Genomic DNA, 13,774 nt, shown 5'->3' with positions numbered 1-13,774 from the left:
ACAACGTTCTATGTAATTTGACCAATGAACAGATTTCAAGATAAAAATATTAGCATTTACCATTTCGATGATGAAATACTTGTCGAATGTCCAAAGTGTGAAAAAAGAGCAATTGTTACTAAAGATAATCCGAAATCTTATCTCTCTCAAAGAACATTAAAATGTCCGAATTGTTTTCATTCACAGAATGGAAGAAAAGAATCTTTTGCGATTGAATTAAATTGTCATTGTTCTCATTGTACATCTGAATTGAAAGTAAATATTCCTAATGTTAATGAAAAGAAAGAAACCATTGCTGTTAAATGTCATAATTGCGGAGAAACTGAAAATTATTCACCACGGAATATAGCGCAAGAATGGATATTTGATAGTAATGGAAAACCTTCCGAAAATTATTTTGGACTACCATTATGGCTAACCGAAAATTTCAGAGGAAATAACTTTTGGGCTTTCAATTATGACCATTTAGAATATTTGAAACAATATATTTCTGCCGAATTAAGAGAAAAGAATGGTCGAACTCATTGGACAATGGTAGAAAAATTGCCTAATTGGATGAAATCAGGAAAGAATAGAGATAAGGTTATTAAACTAATATCCGAATTAGAACGGAAATAAAAAAGGCATACAACCCTAGCTACTGCTAAACTCTGCTTAGTGGCGTTACAGGAAAGTAACAAGAATCTTATATATCTATCACTCCAACTATTTTAAATCGCTCTTAGGCGGCGTAACATCACGAAATGTTGGTGAATTTTCGGTAATTCTTCCTGCTCTTTTTTTATTGATTTTAAAAGTAACATCTTTTGTTGTGGTAAATAACAAGGACAGATGAAAAAGCCGTTCTGAGATATGGTTTTAAAAACACAAAAGCTTCATCTAATGTAAGCTCGTTTTCCTCATCTGAGATCTCTGTGTTTCAATTAATAAATGAAACAGTTTTAAAGCTTTATTACGGATTCCCGCCTTCGCAAAAATAACAATTTTGAATGCCTCTTACAGACTCCCAAGGATCGGAGAATTTTTAGATTAAAGATAAGTTTATGGTAAAAACGAAGACGTTAGTTGTTTTCTAATTGTTTCAACCATTCAGATTGTGACAAACCAATATACTTTTTATTGGTACCAAACGGATCTTCACCGCCTTCAAAATAAGTTTTAATAGCCTTCATAGGAATGGTATCTTTCAATTTAGTTGGGACATCATATTTATGATTTCCATGAAAATCATGACATTGGATGCATGTAAACCATTCTTCTTTAGCTATTAAATCTTTGTGTGATATATCTAACGGATCATTCTCAACAGCCAGATCCTGATGACAGTTCATACAGTAATTAATAGAAACTACGGAGACCCGTTCTTCGTGATGTTCGGAATGACAAGTTATGCAGGTAGTTGCATCTATTTTTTTAATGGCCTCTTTAAATCTGGGTTCTGAAAAACGGTAGCTGGGGTGTCGGTCGTTAGGCCTGTCATGACATTGCAAACAATTATCTACAGTAACATCTTGTGTACCAAAATCGACCCCTTCTTTTCTGCCTCCGACTGCATGGGATATATTTGACTGGATTTGCTGTATTAGGTTTCCTTTAGCATCTGCATGACAAGCAATACAAGATATGTTTTGATGTCCTGTATTCATTGGTCCAATAGAAACATATATGCCAGCCGATTCTAATGTTAAAAAATAAAAAACAGCGCCTCCTATAATAATACCAATTATACCACCTATAAACTGTCTTTTCCTTAACGGACTTACTTTATACATAAATGCTAATTAAATTTCAATAACTATTTTTTCACTTATAGGGTAACTTACACAGGTTAGAATAGTACCATTTGTTACATCACTTTCCGAAAGAAAATGACCTTCAGTCATTTTAACTTCTCCAGAAACACATGTAGCCTTACAAGTAGAACACATGCCTGACCTGCATGAATACGGCAATACAATATTATCCGACATTGCTTGCCATAATATCGATTTATCGCCTCTAACCTTAATTTGGTGGGAGCTCCCCTTAACCTTTAATGTTACATCACTTATCAAATCTTTACCTACAAGCTTTACTTTAGGGCTTTTAAAAACTTCAATTTTTATTTGCTCTCTGGAAATACCATTTGTTTTTAAGATCTCTTTTATTTTTTCCATGTACCCAAAAGGGCCACAAATCATATAAACATGATCCTCATATTTAATGTTATTCTTTAAAAACAGTGTATCTAACAACGTTTTATTGGCTAAACCTGCATGATAGTTTTTAGCTTCATTAGCACATGTAGATAAGATATACTCCACACAAAACCTGTTTGGGTATTGGTTTTCTAAAGCTTTTAATTCGTTATGAAAAATAATAGACTCTATGTTTTGATTGGCATATACTAACACTATTTTAGATTGTTCTTCTTTTGCTAAAACTGATGTTATTATAGAATAAATGGGAGTTATACCACTCCCTCCAGCGAATAAAACATATTGTTTTTTTACTTCTGGTTTAGGGGCTACGTAAAATGACCCTGCAGGTTTGTCTATTACTAATTTATCTCCAATTTTAATGTGATCGTGCAGATAATTAGAGACCAAGCCCTTTTCAACACGTTTAATTGTTATTTTTAGATCCTTATCGGTATACGGGTTACTGCAAAATGAATAGGCTCTCTTATGAACAACATTATCAATAGGCACATGAACTGTTAAAAACTGTCCTGGTTTATAAGATAATTTGTTAAATAAATTTCCATTTTTAAAACTCAAACTAACTGAATCTTTGGTTTCTTGAATGATATGTTTTATCTGTAGCTTCATACATTAATATTTATTTATAATAGAAAACAACACCTATATGGAACAGCATAAGTATTGATATAATCATAGAGCATGCAACATGAACAATCATCCAACCTTTAAATAATAAGTCGCCACTATTTTTAATAACATCTAAGTTTATATAGCCAAATAAAGCGCTTGAAAAAAATGTATATGAAAGTAATAGCAGGTAACCATAGCCTAATCCCATACTATGCACATAAAAAAACAAAGGACTTAAAGCGCCTAACCATTTATGCATAGTCGTCATTTTAATTGAGTAGTTCCGCCATTTCTTAACAACTCTGGTAATGGTAAGCAACCACTGAAATGTGATTAGTAAAGCAATTGCCAGACCAGACCAACGCTTATACATTTCATTTTGTTGAAGATTTAATAACCAAACCCATTCTAGCTTTAAGAAAAACTGAATAAAGAAAAGTACGAGCAAGAGGATGCCTAAAATAGTAGGTCTGTTATCGGTTGTCATATATCAATATTATACTCTGGAGAATTAAGTTACTACAATCAATCTGCCTATAGCCTAAAATTATAAGCTATAGACATGATTGCATCGAATAAATATCTATTTATCTATTTCGTAGTCACCAAATGTTTCATTGTTTCGTAAGATGCTAGTTTTTTAACACTATCCAGAAAAACGGCAGCAGTCGGTAAATAGTTTCCTTCTGCGGGCCATTTATCTCCTATAACTGGTTTTTCGCTTTTTTCAAAAGCTTCAATTTCATCCAGGTATTCCATATAAATAGCTACTGTTCCTTTAGCATAAGAATTTAACACAGCAATTGTTTCTTTATAGTTTAAAGAATCCTTAGGATATTGCCATGTTGTTGCTCCCATAACATCTCCTAATTTCCAGTCGTTTTTTGCGGTTTGCGTATGGTTATTATGACAGGTTACGCATGCGTCTGCACTTGCTATATCTACAAACATAGCTGTATGCAATTTTTGATCTTGATCATAAAAAAACTGTGGCTTTTGATTCTCCTTAATTTGTTCAAATAAAACAGCCTGTTTCCCTTCAAATTTATTAGCTGCATTAATAGGAAAGTCAGATCCCAAATACAATCCAAGCGGTACTGGACTTTTCTTTATACTTGTGGCTACCCCTCTTAAAAACAATGCTGGTAATGGTCCTGCCTCGACATCATCTTTTCTCCAATCTTCATCGAACTTCATTCCCTGAGTTTTGCCCTTACCAACAATAGCTTTAGTATATAATGTGCGTGTCACATCATTTTCTTTAGCGACCATTTCCAATACTTCTTCTACCGAAAATACATTCTCAGTACTTGCCAAAACCTTATTATCTTCAGGTACGCCTCCACAAGAAATTAAACTAATGCTTCCTGCAGCTATAGTACACACGATATTTAAAAACTTAATAATGTTTTTCATAATTCATTTTTAATGATTATACTTTTTCATATGCAGCTTCTATCATGACATTAGACATGGTAGTATACACCGATACCCAAGCTTCTTTTACCTCTGTAGTAAAATCATCTCCTAACCCTGCTTCCAAAGTCCCTAATAAAGCTTCTCCAACTGTTTGATAATGGAAAGCTTCTACTTTATATTCTACATGACGCTTTCCTAAATCTTTTAATATTGGTATTAAAGCATCTAAATTGTTTAATCCTGCTACTGCTGCACCTAACATAGACATTAGCTTATTTCCTTGTGTTTTCATAGCTTCTTCATTATTCGGAAATAATGGTTTTAAGGCTGGGTCTAACTCAAATAGTTTAGAATAAAATATTTCTGCTGCTGTTGAAGCAATTGGCTTTACCTTTTCAAAAGAATTTTGTACGAGAGTAATTGTTTTTTGTTCCATAATCTATAATATTATTATATACTATACTTATATTCAATATAAGTATTTATACTTATTTATGAAGCAAATCTAATACGACTTAATTGGAATAAATATGGCTATTAACAGAAGAAAACAACTTTTTATAACAGCTTACAACCTACAAGATGCCATAAAAAAACCTGTGTTTACCACAGGTTTTAATTTCATATAATTCTTAAATACAACGAATTAACTATCCAAGAAGAAGTTATGTTCATTAATTTCTTTTTTTAAAAGGCTGATATCATTAATACCTATTTTTTTTCCACTGGCAGAAATTAAGCCCTCCTTTTTTAAGGCAGAAAAGGCTCTAATAACTTGTTCTTCAGAAGTTCCTGCATAATCTGCATATTCCCTTCTACTAAGCGGAAGATTTAAAAAGCCATTAAGGTCTCCAAATTTTCTGTGAATATATAATAAGGTGTCAACGATACGTTCTCTAACCGTCATTTGAGATAATGACTTTACTTTAGATTCACTTTTATTAAGTTCATTAGCATAAAAAAGCATCATATCGTATGTAAACTCAGGGCTTTTACGCAATATATCTTGTAAAACATCTTTTGAAAAATAGCACAATGTCGTATTTTCTAAAGCAATCGCACCAATAGAATAATATTCCTCAGTACCAAAACCACGATGACCAATAATTTCACCTTCTTTAGCAAATCTCACTATCTGCTCTTTTCCATTAATTCCTGTTCTAAAGACTTTAACAGTACCTTTTAAAATAAAAAACAATCCATTTACAGGAGCACCTTCTATAATAAACTGCTGTCCTTTTTTACACTTAATGTCATTTTTATGATTAGTGATAGTGACACTTGAATTTGCTAAAACAGATAAGTTCTTTTTTATTAAGCAATTTATATTATCACACGAGCTGCAAGCTACACCAGATGACAACCTTGCTTCCACCCCAGCTTTATATGTTGTTTTTGTTATTGCTTGCATGCTTTTAAAAGTTGTCTTCTAAAGTCTAAGACTCTATAGCCTTAGTTTCAAATATAAGTATTAATACTTACACCTAAAACTAAAGCACGTGCTTTTAAGAGAAAACCAAAAATCAACATCCAAATTCACAACAAAGTAATTTTGGTTGTTAATTATTACAATATTCTTATTTTTCCGAAACTATTTTCTTATCCTTATTTCTAAAGGCGGCAACAACGGCTACAATGATCATAAAGGCAGCCAGTACATAAACAAACGTAGGAATAGGTAAAGGATCCCCAGCAGCATAACTATGCAAACCAGATAAGTAATAATTTACGCCAAAAGAAGTCATTATAATAGACCAAAAAGCAAACATACTAGCCACATTAAGTACATAGTTGTTATTTAATTTTGGAATAAACCGTAAATGTAAAACAATGGCATAGACGATTATACTTATGAGTGCCCAGGTTTCTTTAGGATCCCACGCCCAATAACGTCCCCAAGATTCGTTTGCCCATATACCACCTAAAAAAGTCCCTACTGCCAATACAAATAAACCAATGGTCATTGCTATCTCATTAATATAAGAAAGCTCTTTAATTTTAATTTCTATAATGTCTTTTATTTTTGGTGTCTTAAAGATCTGTAATAACAAAGCCATGAGACCTAAAATAGCTGACAACGCCAAAGGTGCATAACTACTCACAATAGTAGCGACATGAATCTTTAGCCAATAGGACTTTAATACAGGCATTAAATTGGTGATTTCTGGGCTTAACCAATCTAAATAGCTTACAAATAATAGTGCTCCTGAAAATAAGGTTGCCAAAGGCAATGAGAAATCTGATTTCCGAAATGTAATTAGCCCACACAACACCAATACCCAGGCTACAAAGATCAACATCTCATAACCATTACTCCATGGTGCATGTTGCGCTACATACCAACGTAAAAGAATGTTTCCTGTAAAACACAAAAAGGAAACGAGTGTTAAAATGATGACCGTATTATTAAAAATCTCCAGCCATTTTTTCTGCGTGAACATTCTAACAATAGCTAAAACCAATAAGATAAAACCAAGCGTAAAAAACACTTGAAACAACCAAAAATTAATATTGGCTTTATTATACCATAACTCGGCTTCTATACGCTCTGGTGTTGGAATAACCTCAGCACCTAATACGTCTTGGTATTTTTTAATATACATGAGTTTCTCATGAGCGCTTTCATAGTTTTTTGTGGCAATATCTTTAAAATATGTTGGTATAATTGTTTTTGCAAATAGAGCATCCTCTTCCGAAAAATCCTTAAAATGATGTGTATAGCTAAACCATGTGTTGTTTTTATCATTTTTATTTGGGAAAATTTTCAGATAGTTACCTATAAAAACACTGTAAAGGATATTAAAACGTTCATCAATCTTTAACACCTCTTTATCGAATTCGTTACGCTCTGATGGTTTCTTTTTATTAGCTTCTTCAACTTGATTCGTTAAAAGATATACTCCTTTTTTATCTAATAAATTCGCAAAAGCTATGAGTTTATTTTTTCCTTTAGGAATACTATCAAAAAGCTTTCCTATTTTTCCGAAATCTGCTTTTATAATAGGTACGTTCTGCCATATTTGCGGTAACATATGCATTGACAGAAAGGTTTGATTCGCATCTAACACGATCTTTTTATCAGCTAAAGGGTATATGAATTTAGATTTTCTAGAGATTTTTCTAAGAAATTCTGATGCCAGTGTATTTATGGGTTTTATACGTCCGTCCAGATCTTGAACCAAGAGTCGTCCAAAAAAATCGGCATGATTTTTATCTATTTCCTGATCTTCTAGTGCTTTCTCAACGGCAAGCGTTAATGAATCTGTTGGAGTTTGTGCAAAACCAGTAGTTAAACCAAAAAGAAGTAAAAATACAGCAGTAATAGGCTTTTTCTTTAATTGTTTTAATTTTTTATTGATGAATTTAAAACGAGATGTTTTTCCAAAAAGAGTAAAAAACATACCAACCATCATTAACAAATACCCTAAATAGGTAACAAAAGTTCCTAATCTGTCATGATTTACAGAAAGTACTGTTCCTTTTTCATCCGTATCATAACTTGCTTGAAAAAAACGATAGCCTTTATGATCTAACACATTATTCATGAAAATTCTAAATGGTATTTTTTTATCATTATCTAAAATAGTGACTTCACTAGCATAGGCAGAAGGACTTGAAGACCCAGGGTATCTTTCTAACTGAAAATCATCTAATTGAATTGAAAAAGGCGTTTTTATTGCTGCTGCGCCATAGGATAGCACTATTTTTTTTCCTTTGATTTCTATATTGTGATGTGTTGGTAAAAAGCCTTCTCTGTATAAAATATTTACAGCTTGTTCTTCTCCATCTATAGATACATTTACGATTAAAGCATCATCTTTCGTTTTATCGTTGTCTTTAGGTTTTTCTGAAACACTTTTTAATTGAAATGTCCCTTTTTCATGATACACCAACGGTACAAAAGAAATATCGCCATCTCTATATAAAGTTCTTAATGTAATAGGTTGTAAGCTATCCTTAACAATTTTTCCTGCTTGTTGTGAAGACATGATAAAAAAGTCTAAATCGTGAGGTGCTTTAAGACTAAATGCACCATCTTTTTCTATAATATTGATAATGCCTTCTTTATTAGAATTAAACCCAATTTCGTGTTGATGCTCCCCTATTTTTTCAATTTCGCCTTTTTTAAGGTATACTGTATTTCTACCATTACCAACGGTTACAACCATTTCTAAAAGCGGTTCGCCCAAATCGTCATCATGAACAACTTCTGGAACAGCATCGGCAATAAATTTGTTATATGAGATAACGACTGGAGTATCGTTAAAACTTGTTTTTAATGTGAAATCATTATCGCTTATAGGAGTGAACGCTAGCTTTTCTTTTACAGTCTTAGTAGTGGTTCCATCGGTTATGGTCACCGATAAAAAATTAGTATCAGAAATAACAATATTAGACGAAGCACCTTCTCGTATCCTCATAATCCCGCCATAAGAAGTATATCTTGTAATAGCGGCACCTAAAATGATAACAATAAATGCCACATGAAATAACAGGGTTGCCCATTTTTCTTTGCGCAGCAGTTTATATTTAAAAATATTAGCCATAAAACAAATGGCCAATCCCAACATAACAACCTCAAACCACCAGGCATCATAAATGGACACCCATGCGGTAGCTATACCATAATCATTTTCAATAAAGGTAGCAACAGCCATAGCTATTGCAAAAATTAACAGGAGTAATAATGCTAAACTTGATGATGAAAATAATTTATATAATTTTTGCATGAGATTGTCTTAAAAGAAGAAAGATAACATTTGTGGTATGGCTCCTCAAATGTTATCTTCTTATTAAATAATAATAATAATAAGTAATAGTAAAACTATAAAATCTTATTTATTCATTGATACTTCTTTAGTATCGTAGCCAGCTTCACGAGTTTTCGCTTCTTCTAACCATTTAGGCACTAAGTTTTGTTTAAAGGCCTCTTTTTCTTGTTTCAGTTTTTCAACATCTAAACCAATATAAGATTGTGCTTTTTCTTTAGTAGAAATATCTGGCATCTCTACAGGTTTATTATGTCCTAAATCAGATAACAAACGAGCTAATTTTATACGCCCTTCTTGAATAATAGTAAATCCACTTCCCATAACTCGAGCTGTTTCAACAGGTGAGTGAAATGATGCACCATGCGCAGCGGCAGAATAATCCCAACGCCATTGTGCATGACGAATATCCATCAAGATATCTTTCATTTGTTCTTCAGTGGCTCCCAGATCCCAGGCTTTTTTAGCTTCTACATGCGCTTTTACTAAGAAATCTTCTAACTTTAATCTGTTTTCTGCTGCTTTACGTTGGCGCTCGTAAACATTCTCTTTTAATTTATCGGCGTCTTCTCTATGGCAAACCTGACAAGCATTAGATACGTTGTTTAAAGGTGATTGTATATGGTGATCTGTGAATTTCTGACCGCCTTCACTCTTATATGGCATGTGGCAATCTGCACAAGACACGCCTCTATCTGCATGTACACCTGTTAGATACGTTTCGTAACCTGGATGTTGCGCTTTAAGCATAGGCGCACGACTTAATTTATGAGTCCAATCTTTAAAATCAATATCATCATAATATTTTTCCATAGCCTCAACAGACATACCGTTCTTCCATGGGAATTTTAAATAAGGTACTCCTTCGTTTCCTGGTTTTTTCTTCTCAAAATAGTATTCAACATGACATTGTGCACAAACTAAAGAGCGCATTTCCTGGTGAGTTGCTTGATTAATATCTTTTCCCATCTCTTCAAAAGCTTCAACTAATGCTGGTCTTGAAATGGTTAATTTCATAGTCTCCGAATCGTGACAATCTGCACAACCAATAGGGTTCACAACTTCGGCGCCTTTATCGGCCCATTTTCCAGAATAAAATTCAGCAATACCATTTTCATTCATTAAACGAGGTACATCTGGACTTTTACAGGTCCAACATGTTGCTGGCATAGGACCATCCCCTGCTCCCTTAGGACCTCCTGTTCTTAAAGTATTTCTTAAATCTTCAATAGCATATTGATGGCCTCTACCTTGGTTATAATCTTTTGAAAATCCATATCCAGCCCAAAGTACTGCTAAACGCGGATCTTCGTGTAACACATCTCTCATAGCAGAACCTCCTTGTTGAGATGCGAAATCAGTTTCTGTTGTTTGCAAAAACGATTGGTATTCGGCTGGGTAATTTTTACCCCATTCTTCATTTCGTGGTTCGTTTTCGCTTATATCAACTTGCGGAACATATTTGTATTTGGCTTCGTTTTTTCTGTTAACAATGCTAGATGCCAACAACCCTAGTAGAAATACGACTACTCCGGTAACAATAAATAAGACTTTGTTTTTCATTTTTGTTATAATTTATTTGTCTGCTATTTGTTTTTCTAACCAATCTGGAATTACAGTTTCTTCTGTATCTGTTGGAATAGGTGCTATATTATTTTTTATAGTAGATATGCCATGCACGGTACCATGTGGTACTTCTTGATGACAACTCCAGCATTTTCTTTCGGTTCTGTTTTTTGCATGATCGTCTATCCAACCATCATACTTGGTTTGCGTTACTTGCTGTACATGGCAACGAATACAATTATTTTGCACAACTTCTTCTGATTCTTCTCGCATAAACATAACCTCTGGTTCTGCCCTTAGCGTAAATATGGAAGCGTGAAATAAACCATCTTTTGCCTTGAAATAATACTTATTAAATACATTGTTATGAGGCACGTGACAATCGTTACAATTTGCCCATTCTCGATGGGAGCTATGCATCCAACTATTATAAACTGGAGTCATCACATGACAATTTACACAGGCTAGAGGATCGTCTGACATATAAGAAACTAGTGCAGCTTCTTTTGCCATAAAAAAACCCAATCCCGTAATGACTGCTATTAAAAAAACCGCAACAGTCCGCCATCTCGATTTTTTGTCTGGTAATATGTTTTTTTTAAGATTCACTTTATTTAATTTCTATCTTGGTTAAAGTTCTATTTTTAAAATTCATTTTTCAGGGCATTACGAGAACTCTTTTAGTCATTTTTAAACATAATATACGTGCTTAAACTTAGGTATAAATCTCTTATATTTTAAGAGCAAATAAGCTGATATATATCATATTTAATGATGTTTTCATGAACATAAGATACTAATTTTCTTTGTTCTTTTTATATTTCAATTCTCCTAACTCTATACCAATAGCTGTTTTAGCTAATATCGTAAATATGAAGGCTCCAAGCGCCCATATCCCTAACGTTACTCCTATCTCAATGCCTGTAGGCGTATATTCAGCTATTTTACCATATGGTCCAGGGATAAAACCAGGTACAATAAGCCCGAATCCTTTTTCAATCCAAATAGCCACGAATAATATAAAACAGCAAAAGAACAGCACTTTAAAATTATTTCTGAGCTTATGGAACGTTAGCAATACTGTAGCTAATACATTTAAAGGAATTGCGGTCCAGATCCAAGGCAATAAAGCATCTTTACCATCCAATCCAAAGAATAGGTAATAAGCACTTTCGCTATGGTGCGTAGGCGCATAAAACTCTTTAAATAATTCTGAAATCAGCATGATTAAATTTATCTGAGCTGCTACAGTAACTACCATCGCTATCTTTTTAATGGTTTTATCCTGAATTTTGAACTCTGTAAAGCTTCTAATAATGGCTAAAACTAAAATAATTAATGCGGGACCAGCAGCAAATGCCGAAGCCAAAAACCGAGGCCCTAATAATGCATTATTCCAAAACGGACGTGCCTGCAGACCTTGGTATAAAAAGGCTGTTACTAAATGAATGCCTACTGCCCAAAAAACAGATAAAATGGCTCCAGGGATATAAACTTTTGATTTGGCTTCTTTTCCTTGATAATGTCTAAAAAGAATGTAAAAAGGGATGGTTATGTTTAAAAACAGATACCCATTAAGGACTAAAACATCCCATGTTAACATAGAGTTAGGGAAATTAAAGACGCCTATTCCTGGAATCATATGCCATAAAACCGAAGGGCCTCCCATATCTGCAATCACAAAAGCTAAACACATAATAAGTGCAGACACAGCTAATCCTTCTCCAATTAGTACGGCTTGCTTAAAATCGATATCTTTTAAAACGTATGTCGGCATAACAAGCATGACTGCCGCCGCGGCAACACCTACTAAAAAGGTAAAATTAGAAATATACAATCCCCAACTCACTCTATCTGTCATACCAGTAACACTAAGACCATGTTCTAATTGAATGGAATAACAATACATACCAGTCAACATGCCAAAAGTTAAAAATGCCATCCATAAATGATATTTTTTAGAACCATGTGTTATAGTATCTAAGCTATCTTTAACTAAACTTCTAAAAACTCTTAATCGTCTCATTTAAATATAATTACACATCATTATTAGTCCATAAAATACCAGAACTTAGGCTCTGTACCTAAATCTTCTTTTAATCTAAATACTTTCTTATTTTCTAAAACCCACCTAATGGTACTATCTGGGTCTAACAGATTTCCAAAAATACGTGCTCCAGTAGGGCAAGCCTCTACACAAGCGGGATTTTTGCCTGCTCTGGATCGTTGTACACAGAAGGTACATTTTTCCATAACACCTTTTTTACGCATCCGATTTCCTAGATAATGTTGATTCTTATTGATTTCTGCTTCTGGCACTTCTGGTTTGCTCCAGTTAAAGCGTCTGCCATCATAAGGACAAGCAGCCATACAATATCTACAACCTACACACCAATCGTAATCGACCACTACCAAGCCATCATCTTCTCTCCAAGTAGCTTGTACAGGACATACTTCTACACAGGGCGGATTATCGCAATGAAAACATTGTGTTCCCATGTAAAAATGACCTTCGGCAGGAACTTCATGATAATAATTATCATCAGCTTCATTAAAATTAAAGCCTTTTCCATCCTTCATTTCATGTATTCTTATATATTGCATTTCTGAATTTCTATCCTGATTATTTTCCTCAACGCAAGCATTTACACAATCCATATACCCTTGACATTTAGAAATATTGAAGGCATAACCAAATAAGACATCTTCTTCTGCATTTTTAGAAGACATACTAATAGTTTTTCCTGTTCTTAATTGATAGGATCGTACCAATCTGTCTACAGTGCCGTTTTTCTCTTCGTCGGTCATCAATTTATAGTTTCCTTTAAATTGCTCTTCCCAATCTATTTGTGCTTTTTCTTTACTTTCATCACCACCTATAACGCTACAGGATGTACTCACAGCTCCTGCTCCAATTAACAAACTAGCTGTTAACTTTTTAAAAGCGGTTCGCCGATCCATTTTGACATCGAAAACTTGCTCAAATCCATCTTTGTTTTTTTCTTCTCCAATAGAAGCGTGTATTGCTGCTTCGGCAAAGGCGGCATCGGTCATTTGATCAGACTGTGATGCGGCACCACAACCTCCTGAAGTTTTCCCACAACCACAAGCCCCTGAGGACTCTTTTTCCTTCCTGCCAAGATTTAATGAAAACCATTTTTTGTTATTATTACTCATACCTAAATATTATTAATGCCATAAATGGTG

At 33.8% G+C, this 13,774-nt stretch carries 12 protein-coding genes; 1 reads left to right on the top strand and 11 read right to left on the bottom strand.

The genetic code is table 11. The features are described from left to right. Positions 1-24: 24 nt before the first annotated feature. Positions 25-618 (top strand): hypothetical protein, encoded by a 594-nt coding sequence (locus tag Q4Q40_RS13355; RefSeq protein ID WP_303302349.1) that lies wholly within the window; start codon positions 25-27, stop codon positions 616-618. A gap of 443 nt (positions 619-1,061) precedes the next feature. On the opposite strand, the gene Q4Q40_RS13350 is transcribed toward Q4Q40_RS13355, so the two are convergent. From Q4Q40_RS13350 to Q4Q40_RS13300, 11 genes are all read right to left on the bottom strand, one after another. Beyond that, positions 1,062-1,772, bottom strand: a complete 711-nt coding sequence (locus tag Q4Q40_RS13350; RefSeq protein WP_303302348.1) for a cytochrome c3 family protein — start codon at positions 1,770-1,772, stop codon at positions 1,062-1,064. Positions 1,773-1,781: 9 nt separating this feature from the next. Then, positions 1,782-2,810 carry a ferredoxin--NADP reductase gene (locus Q4Q40_RS13345; RefSeq protein WP_303302347.1) on the bottom strand — a complete coding sequence of 343 codons (1,029 nt, stop codon included), beginning with the start codon at positions 2,808-2,810 and terminating at the stop codon, positions 1,782-1,784. Positions 2,811-2,820: 10 nt separating this feature from the next. Next, positions 2,821-3,300 carry a hypothetical protein gene (locus tag Q4Q40_RS13340; protein ID WP_303302346.1) on the bottom strand — a complete coding sequence of 160 codons (480 nt, stop codon included), beginning with the start codon at positions 3,298-3,300 and terminating at the stop codon, positions 2,821-2,823. Positions 3,301-3,404: 104 nt separating this feature from the next. Continuing rightward, positions 3,405-4,229, bottom strand: a complete 825-nt coding sequence (locus tag Q4Q40_RS13335; RefSeq protein WP_303302345.1) for a c-type heme family protein — start codon at positions 4,227-4,229, stop codon at positions 3,405-3,407. Between the two features lie 16 nt (positions 4,230-4,245). Continuing rightward, the gene (locus Q4Q40_RS13330; RefSeq protein ID WP_303302344.1) at positions 4,246-4,668 is read right to left on the bottom strand and encodes a globin family protein; all 423 of its coding nucleotides are present in this window, start codon (positions 4,666-4,668) and stop codon (positions 4,246-4,248) included. Between the two features lie 210 nt (positions 4,669-4,878). Continuing rightward, positions 4,879-5,643 carry a Crp/Fnr family transcriptional regulator gene (locus Q4Q40_RS13325; RefSeq protein ID WP_303302343.1) on the bottom strand — a complete coding sequence of 255 codons (765 nt, stop codon included), beginning with the start codon at positions 5,641-5,643 and terminating at the stop codon, positions 4,879-4,881. A gap of 166 nt (positions 5,644-5,809) precedes the next feature. Continuing rightward, positions 5,810-8,962: a cytochrome c biogenesis protein gene (locus tag Q4Q40_RS13320; RefSeq protein WP_303302342.1), complete on the bottom strand. Its 3,153-nt coding sequence runs from the start codon at positions 8,960-8,962 to the stop codon at positions 5,810-5,812. 105 nt (positions 8,963-9,067) lie between these two features. Beyond that, positions 9,068-10,564 carry an ammonia-forming cytochrome c nitrite reductase gene (gene nrfA, locus Q4Q40_RS13315; protein WP_303302341.1) on the bottom strand — a complete coding sequence of 499 codons (1,497 nt, stop codon included), beginning with the start codon at positions 10,562-10,564 and terminating at the stop codon, positions 9,068-9,070. Between the two features lie 12 nt (positions 10,565-10,576). Further along, positions 10,577-11,176: a cytochrome c nitrite reductase small subunit gene (nrfH, locus tag Q4Q40_RS13310; protein ID WP_303302340.1), complete on the bottom strand. Its 600-nt coding sequence runs from the start codon at positions 11,174-11,176 to the stop codon at positions 10,577-10,579. Between the two features lie 187 nt (positions 11,177-11,363). Further along, entirely contained in the window at positions 11,364-12,593 is a 1,230-nt protein-coding gene (dsrP, locus tag Q4Q40_RS13305; protein WP_303302339.1) for a sulfate reduction electron transfer complex DsrMKJOP subunit DsrP, read from the bottom strand. Positions 12,594-12,616: 23 nt separating this feature from the next. After that, positions 12,617-13,744 carry a 4Fe-4S dicluster domain-containing protein gene (locus Q4Q40_RS13300; protein WP_303302338.1) on the bottom strand — a complete coding sequence of 376 codons (1,128 nt, stop codon included), beginning with the start codon at positions 13,742-13,744 and terminating at the stop codon, positions 12,617-12,619. Positions 13,745-13,774 lie beyond the last annotated feature (30 nt).

Origin of the sequence: Flavivirga jejuensis (assembly GCF_030540765.1) — a bacterium.
GTDB classification, from domain to species: Bacteria; Bacteroidota; Bacteroidia; order Flavobacteriales; family Flavobacteriaceae; genus Flavivirga; species Flavivirga jejuensis.
This window is presented reverse-complemented; position numbering and strand designations above follow the sequence as displayed.

What these genes read in the sequence shown, in the direction of transcription:
- Q4Q40_RS13345 (WP_303302347.1), bottom strand. Translation starts at nt 2,810, where the DNA reads ATGAAGCTACAGATAAAACATATCATTCAAGAAACCAAAGATTCAGTT.
- Q4Q40_RS13355 (WP_303302349.1), top strand. Translation starts at nt 25, where the DNA reads ATGAACAGATTTCAAGATAAAAATATTAGCATTTACCATTTCGATGAT.
- Q4Q40_RS13320 (WP_303302342.1), bottom strand. Translation starts at nt 8,962, where the DNA reads ATGCAAAAATTATATAAATTATTTTCATCATCAAGTTTAGCATTATTA.
- Q4Q40_RS13350 (WP_303302348.1), bottom strand. Translation starts at nt 1,772, where the DNA reads ATGTATAAAGTAAGTCCGTTAAGGAAAAGACAGTTTATAGGTGGTATA.
- Q4Q40_RS13340 (WP_303302346.1), bottom strand. Translation starts at nt 3,300, where the DNA reads ATGACAACCGATAACAGACCTACTATTTTAGGCATCCTCTTGCTCGTA.
- Q4Q40_RS13335 (WP_303302345.1), bottom strand. Translation starts at nt 4,229, where the DNA reads ATGAAAAACATTATTAAGTTTTTAAATATCGTGTGTACTATAGCTGCA.
- dsrP (WP_303302339.1), bottom strand. Translation starts at nt 12,593, where the DNA reads ATGAGACGATTAAGAGTTTTTAGAAGTTTAGTTAAAGATAGCTTAGAT.
- nrfA (WP_303302341.1), bottom strand. Translation starts at nt 10,564, where the DNA reads ATGAAAAACAAAGTCTTATTTATTGTTACCGGAGTAGTCGTATTTCTA.
- Q4Q40_RS13300 (WP_303302338.1), bottom strand. Translation starts at nt 13,744, where the DNA reads ATGAGTAATAATAACAAAAAATGGTTTTCATTAAATCTTGGCAGGAAG.
- Q4Q40_RS13330 (WP_303302344.1), bottom strand. Translation starts at nt 4,668, where the DNA reads ATGGAACAAAAAACAATTACTCTCGTACAAAATTCTTTTGAAAAGGTA.
- Q4Q40_RS13325 (WP_303302343.1), bottom strand. Translation starts at nt 5,643, where the DNA reads ATGCAAGCAATAACAAAAACAACATATAAAGCTGGGGTGGAAGCAAGG.